Origin of the sequence: Paenibacillus sp. NEAU-GSW1, assembly GCF_009737085.1 — a bacterium.
Classification (GTDB): Bacteria; Bacillota; Bacilli; order Paenibacillales; family Paenibacillaceae; genus Pristimantibacillus.
The window spans coordinates 63552-80094 of sequence record NZ_WOVL01000005.1; the positions used below are offsets into that span (position 1 = coordinate 63552).

Annotated in this window: 16 protein-coding genes; 14 read left to right on the forward strand and 2 right to left on the reverse strand. The window is 47.7% G+C overall.

What is annotated here, in order from left to right:
- The first annotated feature begins 50 nt into the window (after positions 1 to 50).
- Entirely contained in the window at positions 51 to 926 is an 876-nt protein-coding gene (locus tag GOM71_RS04635; protein ID WP_156278594.1) for an ROK family protein, read from the forward strand.
- Between the two features lie 452 nt (positions 927 to 1378).
- On the forward strand, positions 1379 to 2449 hold the full coding sequence (locus tag GOM71_RS04640) for an LLM class flavin-dependent oxidoreductase (protein ID WP_156278595.1): 1071 nt from the start codon (positions 1379 to 1381) through the stop codon (positions 2447 to 2449).
- 21 nt (positions 2450 to 2470) lie between these two features.
- On the opposite strand, the gene GOM71_RS04645 is transcribed toward GOM71_RS04640, so the two are convergent.
- Positions 2471 to 3679 carry an MFS transporter gene (locus GOM71_RS04645; RefSeq protein WP_156278596.1) on the reverse strand — a complete coding sequence of 403 codons (1209 nt, stop codon included), beginning with the start codon at positions 3677 to 3679 and terminating at the stop codon, positions 2471 to 2473.
- Positions 3680 to 3751: 72 nt separating this feature from the next.
- Positions 3752 to 4033, reverse strand: coding sequence for an ArsR/SmtB family transcription factor (locus GOM71_RS04650; protein ID WP_156278597.1), 282 nt, complete (start codon positions 4031 to 4033; stop codon positions 3752 to 3754).
- Between the two features lie 210 nt (positions 4034 to 4243).
- Here GOM71_RS04650 and GOM71_RS04655 point away from each other — a divergent pair, with 210 nt between their 5' ends.
- The 12 genes from GOM71_RS04655 to GOM71_RS04705 all read left to right on the forward strand — a co-directional run bounded on the left by GOM71_RS04655 (position 4244) and on the right by GOM71_RS04705 (position 16495).
- The gene (locus tag GOM71_RS04655) at positions 4244 to 5065 is read left to right on the forward strand and encodes a hypothetical protein (protein ID WP_216651708.1); all 822 of its coding nucleotides are present in this window, start codon (positions 4244 to 4246) and stop codon (positions 5063 to 5065) included.
- Positions 5062 to 5709, forward strand: a complete 648-nt coding sequence (locus GOM71_RS04660; protein ID WP_156278599.1) for a hypothetical protein — start codon at positions 5062 to 5064, stop codon at positions 5707 to 5709. The genes GOM71_RS04655 and GOM71_RS04660 overlap by 4 nt, the downstream gene beginning before the upstream one ends.
- Positions 5710 to 5785: 76 nt before the next feature.
- Positions 5786 to 5971, forward strand: coding sequence for a pectinesterase family protein (locus GOM71_RS24305; RefSeq protein ID WP_253944701.1), 186 nt, complete (start codon positions 5786 to 5788; stop codon positions 5969 to 5971).
- Entirely contained in the window at positions 5917 to 6129 is a 213-nt protein-coding gene (locus GOM71_RS24310) for a hypothetical protein (RefSeq protein WP_253944702.1), read from the forward strand. The genes GOM71_RS24305 and GOM71_RS24310 overlap by 55 nt, the downstream gene beginning before the upstream one ends.
- 264 nt (positions 6130 to 6393) lie before the next feature.
- Entirely contained in the window at positions 6394 to 6747 is a 354-nt protein-coding gene (locus GOM71_RS24315; protein ID WP_253944703.1) for a hypothetical protein, read from the forward strand.
- A 54-nt stretch (positions 6748 to 6801) separates the two neighbouring features.
- Positions 6802 to 7656 (forward strand): M48 family metalloprotease, encoded by an 855-nt coding sequence (locus tag GOM71_RS04675; protein ID WP_173275206.1) that lies wholly within the window; start codon positions 6802 to 6804, stop codon positions 7654 to 7656.
- Positions 7657 to 7725: 69 nt separating this feature from the next.
- Positions 7726 to 9000, forward strand: coding sequence for a protein kinase domain-containing protein (locus tag GOM71_RS04680; RefSeq protein WP_156278601.1), 1275 nt, complete (start codon positions 7726 to 7728; stop codon positions 8998 to 9000).
- The gene (locus GOM71_RS04685; RefSeq protein WP_173275210.1) at positions 8993 to 9844 is read left to right on the forward strand and encodes a serine/threonine-protein kinase; all 852 of its coding nucleotides are present in this window, start codon (positions 8993 to 8995) and stop codon (positions 9842 to 9844) included. The genes GOM71_RS04680 and GOM71_RS04685 overlap by 8 nt, the downstream gene beginning before the upstream one ends.
- A gap of 107 nt (positions 9845 to 9951) precedes the next feature.
- Positions 9952 to 13110: a DEAD/DEAH box helicase gene (locus tag GOM71_RS04690; RefSeq protein ID WP_156278603.1), complete on the forward strand. Its 3159-nt coding sequence runs from the start codon at positions 9952 to 9954 to the stop codon at positions 13108 to 13110.
- Positions 13107 to 14456, forward strand: a complete 1350-nt coding sequence (locus GOM71_RS04695) for a hypothetical protein (RefSeq protein ID WP_156278604.1) — start codon at positions 13107 to 13109, stop codon at positions 14454 to 14456. Before GOM71_RS04690 ends, GOM71_RS04695 begins: the two co-directional genes overlap by 4 nt.
- A gap of 84 nt (positions 14457 to 14540) precedes the next feature.
- Positions 14541 to 15779 (forward strand): PDDEXK-like family protein, encoded by a 1239-nt coding sequence (locus GOM71_RS04700; RefSeq protein WP_156278605.1) that lies wholly within the window; start codon positions 14541 to 14543, stop codon positions 15777 to 15779.
- A gap of 17 nt (positions 15780 to 15796) precedes the next feature.
- Positions 15797 to 16495 carry a response regulator transcription factor gene (locus GOM71_RS04705; protein ID WP_156278606.1) on the forward strand — a complete coding sequence of 233 codons (699 nt, stop codon included), beginning with the start codon at positions 15797 to 15799 and terminating at the stop codon, positions 16493 to 16495.
- Positions 16496 to 16543 lie beyond the last annotated feature (48 nt).

A 16543-nucleotide genomic window follows, 5' to 3' on the forward strand; every position in this document is an offset into this window, starting at 1 on the left:
AGTGGCTTAGAACTCCATTCAAAGATGCTGACGTAAGGAGTTGACTGAAGATGCGTATTGGAGCCATTGAAGCGGGCGGAACGAAATTTGTCTGCGGCATAGGCAATGAAAATGGAGAAATCGAGGAACGCGTAAGCTTTCCGACCGAGCATCCGGAGGCGACGATGGCCAATGTGATTGCTTATTTCGAGGGTAAGGGGGTTGAGGCAATCGGCATCGGCACATTTGGCCCGATCGATATTGATCCTTCAAGCCCGACTTACGGGCATGTGACGACAACTCCGAAGCCGCACTGGTCGGGCTTTGATTTTCTGGGGACGTTAAAGCGCAAGTTCGATGTCCCGTTCGGCTGGGATACCGATGTGAACGCGGCGGCGTTTGGCGAGGCAAAATGGGGCGCGGCGAAAGGGCTCGACAGCTGCGTTTATTATACAATCGGCACGGGAGTCGGCGTTGGCATATACAGCGAGGGCAAGCTGGTGCACGGACTCGTTCACCCGGAAGGCGGACATGTGCTGACTAGACGCCATAAGGACGACACGTACGAAGGCTTCTGCCCGTATCATGGCGACTGTCTGGAAGGCATGGCGGCAGGACCGGCAATTGAGAAGCGCTGGAGCATGAAGGGGAGCGAGCTCCCGGCCGACCATCCGGCTTGGGCTATGGAAGCCTTTTATATCGGACAAGCTGTGAGCAGCGCGATTCTAATGCTGTCGCCGAAAAAGATTATTCTCGGCGGCGGCGTTATGCATCAGCGGCAGCTGTTCCCGATGATTCGCGATGAAGTGCGCAAGCAGCTCAATGGCTATGTCAGCGCCGATCCGATCGTAAACGGACTCGACAGCTACATCGTGCCTCCGGGACTCGGCGACAACGCCGGACTGAGCGGCGCGATCGCGCTGGGCTTGGCCGCTGCCGCTAAATAACGCAAAAGAAGAGCTTCAGCTGATTTCAGCTGAAGCTCTTCTTGCTTATGAACCGCTCGCCATTCTCAGTGTGCGGGTGATTTTAGGCACAAATGTGCCTAAAAAGCGTCGAAGCAGCAGTGTACGGATGATTTTAGGTGCAAATGTACCTAATACCGGGAGTGTGACGTCGAGTAGGCGAGCAGCCTCGGTAACGCAAGTGACATCCCAAGCGACATCTTAAGCCACGTGCCAAGCTACAAACTGCACAACAATCAAAAAGCCGCAGATACGTATCGGAACGAAGGTTCCAGCTCCAGCAGCTGCGGCTTTTTAGCGCATATTCAATTTTTCGATCGCCATATAGAATACTATTATAGTAGGAATTGTGTGAATTGCATTGCCGCCAGCACGAAGGCCGTGCTAGAATAGTTCAAATTAATGGAAACTGTGCTGCGAGGAGACGAAGCTGCATGAAATTTGCATTGTTCAGCTTGATTATGAATGTACCGAATGCTGTGACGGGGGAGACGCTGACGCCGCAGCAAAAAATCCAAAATGTATTAAATCAGGCCGTGCTCGCCGAGAAGCTTGGCTTCGAAGCTTACGGTGTCGGCGAGAGGCACGGAGCGCCATTCCTTTCTTCATCACCGCCGGTCATGCTGACGGCTATTGCTGCCCGCACCTCGCGCATTCGACTGCTGACGACCGTAACGGTGCTGAGTGTGCTCGATCCGGTCCGCGTCGCAGAGGATTATGCGACGCTGGACCATCTCTCAGGCGGAAGGCTTGAGCTTATTATCGGTAAAGGCAACGACCCGCGCCATTATCCGCTGTTCGGCATTAGCGAGGATGAACAGTGGGAGTCGCTGGCCGAACGGTACCATCTTCTGAAGCAGCTATGGGAGGAAGAGAACGTTACCTGGCAGGGCAAGTACCGTCCGGCACTGGAAGGCGTCACGACTTATCCGCGCCCGTTCCAGTCCTCGATTCCGATCTGGCACGGCAGCGCGTCGAGCACGCTGTCGACCGAGCTTGCGGCAAAGTACGGCGAACCTATTTTTTCCTCCAATACGTTCCATCCGCAGGCCAAATATAAAGCGCTCATTGACCATTACCGCGAACGGCTCGAGCACTACGGGCACGATCCGAACAAAGCGTTAGTCGGCTCCGGCGCGGGCAGCCTCTATTTGGCGAATACAAAAGAGGAAGCGATTCGACGGTTCCGTCCATATTACGATGCTTTCCATGCGACCGATGCCGCGCAGCATAACAACTCGCCTTTCAAAACGCTTGAAGATACGATTGCGAACGGCCCCGCGCTCGTAGGGAGTCCCGATAGTGTAATCGAAAAAATAGTAAACTACCACGAGGCGTTCGGTAATCAAGTGCTGAGCATCAGCGTGGACGGACTCACGGAAAGCGAGCAGCGCGAGCAGGTGGAGCGGTTCGCAACGGAAGTTGCTCCCGTGCTGCGTCGTGAATTTCCGAGCTCCGTATGGGATGAAGTGAAGCGTGCTGTTCCGACGGGTACGGTTGTTTAGCTGTAGCTTGGGTATCACGCGTTAAGCGCTTGTTTTAGCTAAACGAGCGCTCTCCTTAGCCGCGGTCTCATTGCGTTTGGCGTGGGAGCTGGAGAGCCGGAACGCATAGACCGCGGTGCTCACGGCAACGGCTACGCCAAGCGCACCGATCCAGCTGACGGCATGAAGCGAACCGCCTTCGACAGCCAATCCTCCGAGTCCGGCGCCGGCTGCCATGCCGAGCTGCAGCACGGAGCTGTTCAAGCTAAGCATGATGCTGGAAGCGCCCGGGGCCAGGCTGATCAAATAATATTGCTGCGTAGGGCCGGATGACCAAGCGGCGAATGCCCAAAGAATGAGCAGCGGGAACATGGCGGCAACAGAGTGGCCGGCGAAAGCCATCAGCAGCAGCGTCGCGATTTGCAGCGCCATTCCGGCGAGCAGCGTGCGCGGCGCGCCGATTTTGTCCGTGCTGAATCCGCCGAGCTTCGAGCCGACAAGGCTGGCGATACCGAAGGCGAATAGCCCCGTGCTGACGGCTTGCTCGCTCATGCCCGTCACTTCGAGAAGGAATGGCGAAATGTACGTGTAGGTGATGGAATAGCCGCCGATCCAGAAAAAAGTGACCGCGAGAGCGGTTGCTATGCGCGGCTCCTTAAACAGCCGAAGCTGCGCCCGCATCGGAATCGGATCTTCGCCTTTTAATACCGGAATGAGGAAGGCGATGGCGACAATGGCAAGAATGGAGAGTGCGCCGATCCCGCCGAAAATCATTTTCCAGTCGTAGACCGAGGCGATGACCCTGCCGAGCGGTACGCCGACGATTAAGGCGGCGCTGAAGCCCATGACGACGGTAGCGATGGCGCTGCCTTGCTTTTCCGCCGGAGCAAGCGCGGAGACGACAGTCAGCGAAGTGACGACAAATACGCCGGCGCTTAACGCCAAAATGATTCTGGAGATGACGAGAAATTCATATCCTGGCAGTAAGGCTGCAATGATATTGGCAATGGCAAAGACGGCAAGCGAATATTGCAGCAGCTTCCTGCGCTCCATGCGTGCGGTTAACGCAATAAGAAGCGGCGTTCCGAACGCATAGGCAATCGAGAACACGGTAATCAGCTGGCCTGCTGCTGATACCGATACGCCGAGATCCTCCGCCACCCGATCCAAAATCCCCGCGATAATAAACTCTGACGTACCGACAAGAAAGCTGATAATCGCCAGCGTATAAATTTTCCAAGCATGAGACATGAGGGTACAGCTCCTCTCCACTCCATAATATTTTTATATTTCTAAATATATAGAAATAACAACCGAAAAAAATTACTCCAATAAATATGGAGCATATTTTTCTGCAAGCTCACGATTGACGCTATAGTAGATATAAGTGCCGTCCTTGCGCATATTGAGCAGCCCGCATTCCGTCAGCTGCTTCAAATGATGGGAAAGCGTCGATCCCGCCACCGATTCCAGCTTGCCGCTAATGTCCGAGCAGCATAAATTCTGCTCCTCTGTCAGCAGGAGGGCGATCTTAATCCGGGTCGGTTCCCCAAGCGCTTTATACACTTTGACGGCTTGCCGCAATTCCGCGTTTTCTTCTGCCATATTCATCACCTTTGCTGCAGTTCATCGTATTTCTATATCGGTAGAAATAAGGTAGCACAGCTTTCCTCGAAAGTAAAGGGTCTATAAATAAAATTTCCACTTTTCGGAATTTATTGTTCGTTTTTCGCAACCAACCCGGGTATCATTCGTCTAAATAAGAATGAACATCGCATGTTGGCCTCAATGACGAAACACCGCCTGAGGGGGAGAATGCCTTTGCAAAAATACGGCTTGCCGCTATTCCTGCTCGTAATTGCAATATCATGGGCAGGGAATCTATTGTTTTATGGTACGCAAAAAATCGAAAAACCGCTTTTTCTGCGCCATTATTATGAGATGCCTGTTTCCTTGCTCGTTAATTCCGAAATCTATTACATCGTAAATAAAGACAATAACCGTGATGTTTATCAATTCGAGCTGCCGAACGGCCAACCGTTATACGTTCAAAATAATATGGTGAAATCGGAATACGGCCGGCTGGTATTAAAATCGGCGATGATCGCGCCGAATATGCTCGAGGAGCTACAGAAGATGGAAGAGCCGCTCTCCATTGATGAAGTGAAGGTATATTATTCGAACGGAGAGTCTGATACGATTTCAGTCGGGAAGATCGTCGTTTATCCTGACGATGTTGAAAATCGTACATTTAAACAGAATTTCGGGAGTGGTTCGTCGAACGGAGACGGATCAGCAAGTTATACCGCTGACCGGGATATTACGATTCAAGACGCCTATTACAGCAATAGCGACCGTCTTTCTGATGTGATGAACCTAAATGTTAATGGCAAAAATGCCGGCGAATCCGGTGTGTTTCCGTTGTTAGTGAAAAAAGGAGAAGGCCTAATGTTGAATTACAGCCTTCGTTTTCCTGATAAAGATGTTCGCCGCTTTGACGCTTATACGATTAGATTTTCCTATCAAGAGAGCGGGAAAGAGGGAAGCGGCATTAACCATTTTATACTGCAGCCGGAGCTTTATGATAAGGATTTGCGTCGTTATGTGAAGCTGAGGAAAGGCGGTGATTTGCCATGACGGCAGCATTTTACCGAATGGGCTGGGGCATTATTTTCACGATGCTGGATTTTCGCTTTGGTTACTTTGATCTGCTGCCTGACGTGATCGGCTACGCCTTGCTGTGGAGCGCTATTCACGTGCTTGAAGCGCGGCGAAAAGAATATGGCAGAGCGAAGCCTTTCGCTATTCTGCTTACGATTGCATCAGCCAGCGAATTGCTGCCATTGTGGCAAGGAACGATCAGCCTGACCTCCAATACAACGAACGTCTCGATTCCGTCATTCGTATATGGCGGAGCGGTGATGCTGCTGCTGTTATTGCTGTTCCATTTCTTCTTGACGGCAATGGAGCGGCATGCCAAAGAATGTAGAAAACATAGCTTTGCGGCGGCTATAGCAGGACGCAGACTTTTTTTCAACCTCACCTCGGGAGCATTGCTTGTGATGATGCCGTTTCTGTTGAATTTCTCGCCAACACTTAGGCTCTGGCTGGTATTTGTGACGCTGCTGTCATTGATAGCCATGCTAGCTATTTTCTTTGCATGCAGACGGGCCGGCAAGGAGCTGCGCACGCCGTCGCAGAAAAGGCCGCTGGCTGCCGGAGAGGAAGATACGGAAGCGGATTCGGAGTCCGATTTCGAGGACAGCGAAGGAGAGCAATGAGACTAGCCTCTTTCAATTCTAGAGCGACGATGATAGAACGAAGAAGATAGATGCAGGAGACATTCGGCTAGATGAAATGAGAGAGAGAATCGTAGTAGCCGCAGATGGCAGCGGCGACTATGCGACAATTCGAGAAGCTGTGGACGCTGTGCCTGAGGGCCGCGCGAAGGCGACAACCATCTGCATATCGAGAAGCCGTCGATTCGATTGGTTGGCGAGAGCGCTGATGAGACGATCGTTACATACGACGATTATGCGCTAAAGGCTTATTCGAACGGTGAATTGTACAACACCTTTAATTCATATACGGCATTGATTGGCGGCGACGATTTTACGGCGGAGCGGATATCCTTCGTCAATAGCCAGGCTTTGATCAACAAGGAGGGGATCGATTGTTTTGGAAGAAAGAAACGCAGCTAGATCGAATAAAAAACAAACTCAAAATGGCTATGCGCAAAGATGCGGATTTTTTGGTGTTTGGTTCGTCCTCACACAAATATAAGGTCAAGGATTAGCTTACAGCCAAAGAGCTTGCGGACTGGCAAGCAAAAATTCAGGTTACACTCCCTGAGCCTTATACGCAGTTTTTAACGAAAGTCGGAAATGGCGGCGCGGGGCCGTATTACGGAATATATCAGTGATGAGGACATTTCCGACGCGGAATACGACGAAGTCCATAATAAGGTGCTGGGCGGCATGCTGTGCATTGGCAGGCAAGGCTGCGAGTATGATATGTATCTTGTAATTGAAGGGGAGCGCAAAGGGAGAATTGTATACTCATCGGGTTTTTATCCGGATCATCCCTTTTTCTTTGTTTATGAAGACAATATGCTGGACTGGTATGAGCGTTGGCTGGATGAAGTGATTTTGGATTACGATATCGCGTGGTTTGGCAGCAGAATGTCGGGTCATGACTTATGGAGCCGGTTATTGATGCGGCAGTTTTGTTTTAAAGGGATTGCATCTTCTATATCATCTATTACTGTAGGTCCTGACTACCGAAAATATCCCAAAATTATTAAGACTTTTGGAGGATAATGGGATATAGTGTCGAATTCAGAGTAGGAAAATGACACCAGGAGGATGATGGTATTGTACGTAGTCGATTTTTTCAAAAGATTATTTCGAAAAAATAATTGGGGCGTAGTCGTATATTTGATTTTGAATCTATTGCTTTTGTTCTTGTTGTTCGGCGCGTCTGACGTCAAAGGCTTCGTTATCGTGCTTGCCATTTATGTCGGTTCACTGGCAGTAGCATTGTCTCCTTTGGGAGAGTACATTCTTCGCGTGCAGACAGGCTCAAAGCCAATTACCCGCAAAGAATTTCGCGATCGCATTGATCCTTTGTTCAATAAAGTGTACGAGAAGGCTAAGGCCAAAGACCCATCTCTTCCAGCCAATATTCGTTTGTTTATTAATTATGACGAGTCGCCTAATGCATTTGCTACCGGCAGAAGAACGGTATGTGTGACGCTAGGACTTCTTGCTCTGCCCGATGAAGAAATTGAAGCTATTCTGGCGCATGAATTTGCCCATTTGTCGCACAAGGATACCGATATGCTGCTCATCATTTCGGTCGGCAATTTGATTATTACTTGCATCTTTGTTTTTATCCGTTTTGTATCCATGATTGTAGTCGCTATGGCAAGCAGAAGGGCATGGATTGCTCTTCTGTTCGATGGCATGCTAGCGGGCTTGATGTGGGTGTGGACCAAAATCGGAATACTTCTAGTATTGACCTCCAGCCGCAACAATGAATTCGAAGCGGATAAATTTGCTTTAGAAATTGGTTACGGCAAGCAGTTGGCGTCGGCGCTGGACAAGCTGACAGGCTATCAGCCTTCTCAAGTCGGACTGTGGAGAGCGCTTCATTCCTCCCATCCCCAGACCCATGACCGCATTGGCCGGCTGCAGGATCTTGGCGCGGACTATTACGCTAAAATTTGATTGATAGATGGAGAGACCGAATTTTTGGTCTCTTTACCTTTTATAGAGCGAATTTTCGGGAGGCTTCACATGTCGATTAACTTCCAATTTCTATTGACCGAGAATGAGGAACTGTACAATAAATGCAGTTATGCCGAACAGTTCTCCAAAACGTTTCCAAACAACTCGATGCTGGAGACGCGAAGAGCGTTGGAGTTTTTTTTGCAGCGGGAATGCAGGCTGAGGAACATCCAATTTACGCTCGAAGAAAATCCTTATAAATCGGCGTATCCGAGTATCTATCAAATGATCAAAAAAACCGCCGACGAATTACAGATTTTCACCCCTGTGCAGAAAAAGGCAATGAACAAAATTAGACGTCTGGGCAACGATTCCGCTCATGTCGAATATAAGGGCGAAGACCGTGACGTCGAATTAGACGGACCTGTGTCAACTGGCCAAGCTATCGCGCAAATAAAAGCGATGCATGAGCTTCTCCGGCAATTTTTTGCAGCCAAATATAAGGAGATGCCGCCATTCGATGAGAATCTCATTCCGATCGACAGCATGATTCCTGAAACGGTCATTCCGGCTGAGCAAGATGAAGCGTGCCAATTAAAGCTCCGTTGCAAAATCGTGAACGAAGAAACGAGCAATGAAATGTACTATATGGTTCGTCAATATACAAGGGCGCAACTGGAGCAGGATAAAACGTTCATATTAAGAGATATGTATACACTGGAGAAGCTTTCTCAAGGCAGCTTGGCTTCGCAAAATGTAGTGAAGTACATTCGGGTGAACGTACAGAAGCAAAACGAGCTGTTATTTACTTGCTTTGAAATTAACCGCGATGCGGTAAGCCTGGACCATTATCCGCTAGGCCAGCTGTCTGTCAAAGAGCGTCTTCAAATCATTGAAGGTATAGCAAACGGGATCGAGGAGCTTCATACGAACAGTACGCCAATTATCCATCGCTTCTTGTGTCCGTCCAGTATTTATATCGGAGCCAATAGAAAGCCTCAAATATGCAACTTCGAATACTCGAAGCTGGAAAACTCTCTGCATGGCACGGTTCAAGACAAGGTCATTGGAAGAAAGAGTCCGTATACCGCTCCGATATTATCGAATGAAAATATGGATAAGAATTGGCCAAGCGCAGACATTTATTCATTGGGCGTCATTATCCTTTATATGTTTGGACTTCCCGTCCAAGGGGAACTCAATCCCGACAAATTGATTAAATCTGGAATAAGCAAGCCTTTCATCGAATCGATTCATGATATGCTGTCCGACGTTGCCGCCGAAAGGCCGGCTATACATGAGGTCAAACCATTCATTCAGCAGGAGGCCGCACGGCATGCATGATTTGGCGTTTAGCAAAAGCTACAATTATATGTTCAAAAGAACGGTCTATAGCAACGAAAATACACAAAGCTGGTTTTACGAAGCGTTTGATGATACAGATAAGCGAACCGTTGGCGTCAAAAAGGTTCACGTCCAGTACAAGGATCTGGCCCGCGCGCAGGCGGAAGCGAATGTCATTCATACGCTGTCGAATGTGACGACGCAAATTCCCGCGCTATATAACACCCACTATGACCGGGCAAACGAAATGTATTATTTGATCATGCAATATATAGACGGCGGCGTGACGCTTAGAAAGTATATGGAATCTTCGCTTCCAGTCGATGCCGCTATTGATACGATGATCAAAATATGCGACGTCCTGCTTCAGCTTCATAAGAAGAGGTTTCAGCACAGAGATTTAAAGCCGGAAAATATAATGGTCAAGGATAATCAGGTTTTTATTATCGATTTCAACATTTCTACTTCTGTGCCGTTCAAAGGAGAGGGAACAGACCTCTACCGTGCCCCCGAGCAGACGGAAGGAATGCGTCAAATCGGCTTGAACGCTATTGATATGTTTTCATTAGGCGTGATCCTGTATGAGTTTGTCACAGGCAAGCCCCCGGTCAGAGGAGAGGATTACTCCTATCGGAGAGGCGCGGATGAATGGAAGTTTTTCGTCTCCGCAATAGACAAGCGGCCGGAGCTCTCGCCGGAATTGAATGATGTCATTATGACTTGCCTGAAGCTGAATCCGTTGCATCGTTTCAAGGATATGTGGCAGCTGAAGCAAGCGTTGCTTCAAACGAAAAGGGGGATGAGAGCAAGTGGTGGCGCGCAACAACGAAATCATAGCTATTGATACCTTTCATTTGGGGCAGCATCTCCTTGATAAACACGGAAAGGCTTTGCCCGAAACGCTCCAAGCCGCGCATCAACCGTTAGCTTCCATTGAGGAGGTGCTGTCGAATGCTGGACAAGCAAATTTACCTGTATCAAGAAGATGAAACGTTAAATTTCGATCGCTGCGTTCCGTTTGTGTGCACATCGAACTTCATTAACAGCTTCTCGGCAAGCGGCCTATTGTGGAATGACTTTATTTATAATTTGCAAAACAACCGTTTGTTTCTTGTGATGAAAGATAAACACGGAAACATTCAAATCTTGCTCGACAAGGCTGTCTTAAATTGTGCGATCAACGCGGATTGTTTTACGATCAAACATATTTCGCCCAAGACTGTCCGCATTCAAAATCAATTCATAAGAAGCGCTATGAAGTTAAAAACGGAACACGGGGCGATCCTATGGAAGGATCATCAAATCTATACAAGTAACTCGCCTTTGGAGCGTGACTTTGCGCGAGCTTCCTTCGCGCACATAAGGCCGAAGCTGATTCAATTTCTATCGGGTGACGAGCGGGGAGACGGCGAAGGCAGCGAAGCCACGGACTCTGTCATGCACGACGACGATGGTATCGAGAAGCTAGAACAATTGCTCGATATTGCGCAGTTTTATAATGAGGCCGAGGATGAAATCCAGCAGGCAGAAGCGCTGTCAAGCGCTCAACTAGGCTATTTCCGAATGACGGCTAACTCCGACCATACGCGCGTGGAGAAGCTTGCCTACACATTCGATGTAACCGGTTTTGATAAAAATAAATATAAAAAAGGAAGCCGGGTTAAAGTGAACTCGCTTCTAGGCGAAGGCTTCGCGGGAGGCGTTGTCGATATTCAAGCGGAGAACGCGCCTGCCCAAATGACCATCTTATTTGACGATAAGTTTGATATACGCGAGGTTCCTCCTGCAGGGGACATATGGCTCGAATACAACCCTGTGCAAAAGCAAGTCAGACAAACGGTCATTGACAGTATAAAGAACGGGACAAGCCGCGCCGAGTACTTCGACTATTTGCTGCGCGATCATTCGATACTGTCTTTTGAAGAGCAGGATGTATCCAAACTTCTTCAACAGTTGCAGGAGCGAAAATATCCGCCAAATGCAAGCCAGATTGACGCCATCGTAAAAGGAATTCAAGCTAGAGAAGCGTTATTGGTACTAGGTCCTCCAGGAACGGGCAAGACGACGGTTATACTCGAGTGGGTCAAGCATTTTGTCAAGGAAGGCAAGCGTGTGCTCATTTCGTCTCAGAACAATAAAGCGGTCGATAACGTGCTGGAGAGGCTGGCTAAAGAGAAAGACATCGAGACGATCCGCATCGGCAGTGAAGAGAAGGTTCAGAGCAATATTCATCCATTCATGTTCGAGCGCAAAGCGATTGAATTGCAGCAAAACATTACGAGATCCTGTGAAAAGCATCTACGCTTTTTGCACGATGATGAGTTGAAAATTAAGCAATATGAAGAGCACGCGGAACGCGGAGAGCGCAGTTGGCAGCAGTACGATGCTGTTGACAGGCAAGTCCTGGAAGTTTACAGCTCGATCACGGAGAGCACAATACAGCCGTTGCGCAGCGTACACGGGCAGTATCAAGATACTGCTGCTCAAGCTGAAAGCCTGCTGCAAACGATCCAGAGCTTCTTGCGGGATTATCGCAGCTATCAAGAGTCAGGCAAGCTAATGAAGGTGCTTCGGTATCCGATCCATCAGTTAAACAAACGAAGGATACAGAAGGGACATGAACAATACCATTCTCTTATTGCTGAAGAAGCGAGATTAGCAGATGAGTATAATAGATTGTACAAAAAAATGAAGGAGCAGCTGGCTGAACCGGCCTTTCTTTCGGCCAAGGAGAGCTGGATGGAGCTGAAGAACCAATGCGAGGCGTATGCGCAATTGCTGCTCGAGGTTCCTCAGTTCAACAGTTTTCTGCCAGCGCTTAGCCTTCCGGAATTTAAGGAAGCTGCGACGGACTTGTTAAGGCCAGCCTCGATTGGGTACATACGCCAGCAATGCGCAGATCTAAACGATAAGATCGAATGGACCCGGGAAGCGGTCAGCAGCTGGAACGGATATCTCGCGCAAAAGCAAAATAACGCACTGGCCCAAGTATTGCTTGATTCCGTTAATCTCGTAGGCGCTACTTGTATCGGAATTAACAGCCAGCCGCGGTTTATGGATATTGAATTCGACGTTACGATTATTGACGAAGCGGGACAAATTCAAATTCACAATGCCATTGTGCCGATGAGCCGTTCGCCGAAAGTGATTATGCTTGGCGATCATCTGCAGATTCCTCCGATGAAGGATGCCGGAGTTGAGGCCCGCTGTGTAGAGACGGGCACCAGCACCGAGCTGCTTAACACCAGCCTGTTTGAATACTTATACAACCGATTCCCGGAGTCTAACAAAATATTGCTCGATACCCAATACCGAATGCCAGGGGAAATCGCTGATATTTTGTCCGAATGGTTTTACGAGGGGAAGTATAAATCGTTTGAGGGCAAAAGAAGTATGAACTCTGCGTTGCCTTCGCTTTTTAAGAGCGCGTTTGCCATCGTTTCCACTTCTGATTACGCTCGGAGACATGAGGTAAAGGTGCCTGGCGGAGGCTACTATAACGTCTATGAAGCGGAGCAAGTCATTCATTTGTTGAGAGAAGCGCTCCAGACGATAAATCCGGAAACGTTGAATCCTAAAAGCTCCGACTTTACGATTGGCGGAAGATGCTTCTTGCCATCTGAGATCGGAGTGATTACTCCATATAAATATCAAGTGAATTATGTGCGGAAAAAGGTGTTGGAGCGAATGCCAGAGCTTTCGGTTCATGACGTCAATGAGCTTGTTGCATCATTAGACAGCTTTCAGGGACAGGAGCGTCCGATTATTATTTATAGCTGCACCCGAAGCAATGACAAGCCGCCAACAGCCGAAAGGCTCGGTTTCTTAAAAGAGCTTCGAAGATTGAATGTGGCTCTTTCAAGATGCCAGCAGCAGCTTGTTTTTGTCGGCGACGTTGATTTTCTGCTGACATGCGAATATCAGGCGAAGGATGAAAGAGGGCATTCGCTTACGGATGAAGAGGGCAACCCTCTGCCCGGCACAAGCGAAAAAGAATTTGCCGATTTCATGAAGCTGATGCTTGAAGCCGCGCAACAAGGAAACGCAGAGCTTGTCCTTTCGCAGCAACTGCAAGGATTGCCGGAAAATGCGTCGAGGGGTGTGAAATGAGTAAGACGGGCACGAGTTTATCATTTGTCAATAAAGCTCCTCTTCATGTCGAAATGATCATGAAAAACTTTTATCGGCATTATCCGCAGTTTTTCCAGGCAGGAAAAGTGGAGCTTTGCTCCAAGCTTTTCTATCCGATCGCGTTATTGGAGCTGGAGGTGCTGGAGAGCGCAGGGGAAGAATTCGATACGATTGAACATGCTGTGCTTTCTTTGATTTATGCGGGACTTAATGAGCCGGAGCAAATTTGCGATGTGCTTGGTTTGCCGTTGAATTACACTGCGCAAATGATTAATATTTTACGAGGCTACGGCCACGTTGCGGAAATGAGCATTACCGAGCTTGGCGTTAAATCCGTCGTAGAAAAAGTGAAATATACGAAAATGCATGTCCGCCAAAAGGTGCAGGCAGATACGTTGACGGGACAATTGCTCAAAAAAGAGATGGTTCAGCGCGTTCAACGGATGTATGCTCCGGATGAAACGAATGAGAAAATTCCGCATATTGCTCCCCTTGCGTATTTGTCCAGTGAAAGCTTGCACCAAATCAATCAAGTCATCTCGAAATATAAATATACGGAGCAAGCTATTTTTCATACAAACGCAGAACGCATTGAAGCTGTTATTCAGAAAGAAATCAGGTATACAGGCGCATTATTATTGAAGTTTACGCATCTGCCCCATCCGTTCGTCCTCGTGCAGTGCCAGAATGGCTTCTCCAATCGGAAGTCTGCTTCGTACGAGTGGCGGCCTATCGCAATTTCACAGTCTAGCGCCCATGTATTGCACGGTGCCAATGATGAAATTGAAACGGTCCCGGATGAATGCTTCGCGTCTTTATCCCAATTGGCAGAAGACTTAAGAAGCTCGTTGAACCAATCCCGCGAGAAGAACGGCCGCAAGCTGAAAACGCGAATAGAGAAGAGCTTTGGCGGGATCGTAGACGCTGACAAGGTATCGTACGATGCGGCGGCTGCAATGCATATTAACGTGGAAACGCCAGCCTTGGAGAAGTTCAATCGAGAACTGTTTGGCCTGTTGGAGAGCGTTGCGTTAAGCCAGTTAAATATTCCGTACATGTGGTTAGGCAGTGACGACGATTTCCAAGGAATGGTTTGTTATGTTAAAACTGAACATGAGGGGATACGACAATTTTCAAATCAACTGGCAGAGCTTTGGATAAACTCACCCCAAGAATCGGACATTTATAACGGACTCATCTCCTATGTGGATTTTCAATCATTCATCTCGATTGAGAAACTGCAAATCGCTCTGGACGAAGTATCCGCATCCAATTATCTTAAACATGTTAAGGAATTGCCTGTTGATGCCAAAGGCATTTATTGATTGCAAGTAAATTACGCTTCAGAGGCTTCCTCTGGGGCGCTTCTTATTCTGGAATCGAATAGACCGAAGATTGGAGTTTGGTTAATGAATAATGATCAGGATATATTTCAACAAATTAATAGATTTGTAGTGAATAATCAGATGCTAGAGCAATTGGAATCTAAAATTAATGAATTCAATCCGTTTAGTGTGCTGAAAGTGGATCATTTCGAAATTAGACACTCCAACATATTGGCGTGGTTATTGAATCCGAAGGACAATCATTTCTTAGGGGACTTGGTGCTAAAAAAAATAACAGCAGAGGTTCTTTGCGGTGCAGTACAGATTGCCAATCACAACCTGCAGGTTTCGGATATTTTACTAGGCAGCTTGCATGATGCAGAAATATTGCGCGAGTGGAGAAATATCGATATTCTCGTCGTTTCGAAGAAAAATGATTTTGTTTTCTTTATAGAAAACAAAGTCCATGCGGGATTAGCCGAGCACCAGTTGCAGAAGTATTTGCAGATTGTCAAAGAAACGTATCCGAATGTTAAACACATTATTCCTGTATATTTAACTTTGCACGGAGACGAAGCGCCTAATCCTGAGTATTACAGTTTAGGACACTGCGATATTTTGAACATTTTAAAGTCGATTCTGGATCTGCATAACAATAATATGAACGCCAAAATATTTGATTTTATCCACTATTACACGCAAACATTGGAGGTACTTACAATGCAGGACGAGCAGCTAATAAAGCTTTGCAAAGAAATCTACAAGCATCACAAAGATGCAATCGAGACGATCATCAAGTACGGCGTAACCTCGATTTCGACGCTGAACCAAGCTGTTGAAGTGCTTAAAGATGATCTTAAATGTATCGGACACGGCGAGGATGCTGAATTTTTCTTGAGCGATACGCAATATTGGTTCATCCCGGACACATTTGATCAGTGGCTTCCGCGGCTTACTCAAAATTGGAGATCTCCAAGGCCGATTACCTACTTTTTTGCTGCTGAAGAGAATAGGCTGAGATTGATCCTAGAGGTAGGCCCAATTAGCGATGGCCATTTACGTTTACAAGTATTGAACCATATCGTAGATCATGATCATGAAAATTTGTTCTCCATAAAGGCAAACGCGCTCAAAAAAGTGGACGGCAGCTTCAACAAAATACGAACGAAAAGCATTGAAATAAGCGATTGGTCGGACAGCGATCACGTTGTTGAACGGATGAAGAAATTAGTCGAGCATGAGTTTAAATATCACGAGGTTAATCAGGCGTTGCAAACGATTTTCCAAAATTTCAATTTGGGCAATGCGAACGATAAAATATGAGCAGGATAGGGGAGTCTATGCCTTTTCATATATTGGTTGTGGAAGACGATGCGGATATTAATCAGCTATTGTGTATCCTGTTAGCTAAGAATGGCTACAAGACGGAGCAGGCGTTTTCTGGAAGTGAAGCGAAGCTGCTGTTGTCGATGAAGCGTTACGACCTTGCGCTGTTGGATCTGATGCTGCCCGGGTTGTCCGGCGAAGCGCTTATTCGCGACATTCGCAGCAGCTCGGTTATGCCCGTCATCGTCATTTCGGCAAAAACGGAAACGCAAGCGAAGGTTGAAGCGCTTAAAAGCGGCGCGGATGATTATATTACAAAGCCTTTCATTAAAGAAGAAGTGCTGGCCCGGATTGAGGCATGCTTGCGGCGCTGCAACGATTTTAGTTCAGCTGAACAGGCAGCTCAAGCTGCTCCAGGTTTACTTGCCTATCAAGACCTTGTTCTGGATTTGTCTTCACGGTCAGCAGCGGCGGCAGGCAAGCCATTAACCCTAACCTCCAAAGAGTTCGACATCTTGGCTATTCTCGTCCGTTCCCCCGGCAAAGTGTTCACGCGGGAAGAGCTTTTTCAAATGGTATGGAAGGAAAAGTATGCGGTGGAGGACAACACGATTAACGTCCATGTCAGCAACCTGCGCAGCAAGCTTTCCAGAAGCAATCCCGACGGCAGCTACATCGAAACGGTATGGGGAATCGGCTTTAAAATGGTCTAGCTTTATACTTTCTTTATAGATTCCTTTACGCTTTGTTAAGTACTTGTT

Bases quoted from the DNA above. Each gene is read 5' to 3' on its own strand.
- GOM71_RS04635 (WP_156278594.1), top strand. From the start codon at position 51: ATGCGTATTGGAGCCATTGAAGCGGGCGGAACGAAATTTGTCTGCGGC.
- GOM71_RS04640 (WP_156278595.1), top strand. From the start codon at position 1,379: ATGAAATTTGCATTGTTCAGCTTGATTATGAATGTACCGAATGCTGTG.
- GOM71_RS04645 (WP_156278596.1), bottom strand. From the start codon at position 3,679: ATGTCTCATGCTTGGAAAATTTATACGCTGGCGATTATCAGCTTTCTT.
- GOM71_RS04650 (WP_156278597.1), bottom strand. From the start codon at position 4,033: ATGGCAGAAGAAAACGCGGAATTGCGGCAAGCCGTCAAAGTGTATAAA.
- GOM71_RS04655 (WP_216651708.1), top strand. From the start codon at position 4,244: ATGCCTTTGCAAAAATACGGCTTGCCGCTATTCCTGCTCGTAATTGCA.
- GOM71_RS04660 (WP_156278599.1), top strand. From the start codon at position 5,062: ATGACGGCAGCATTTTACCGAATGGGCTGGGGCATTATTTTCACGATG.
- GOM71_RS24305 (WP_253944701.1), top strand. From the start codon at position 5,786: ATGAGAGAGAGAATCGTAGTAGCCGCAGATGGCAGCGGCGACTATGCG.
- GOM71_RS04680 (WP_156278601.1), top strand. From the start codon at position 7,726: ATGTCGATTAACTTCCAATTTCTATTGACCGAGAATGAGGAACTGTAC.
- GOM71_RS04685 (WP_173275210.1), top strand. From the start codon at position 8,993: ATGCATGATTTGGCGTTTAGCAAAAGCTACAATTATATGTTCAAAAGA.
- GOM71_RS04690 (WP_156278603.1), top strand. From the start codon at position 9,952: ATGCTGGACAAGCAAATTTACCTGTATCAAGAAGATGAAACGTTAAAT.
- GOM71_RS04695 (WP_156278604.1), top strand. From the start codon at position 13,107: ATGAGTAAGACGGGCACGAGTTTATCATTTGTCAATAAAGCTCCTCTT.
- GOM71_RS04700 (WP_156278605.1), top strand. From the start codon at position 14,541: ATGAATAATGATCAGGATATATTTCAACAAATTAATAGATTTGTAGTG.
- GOM71_RS04705 (WP_156278606.1), top strand. From the start codon at position 15,797: ATGCCTTTTCATATATTGGTTGTGGAAGACGATGCGGATATTAATCAG.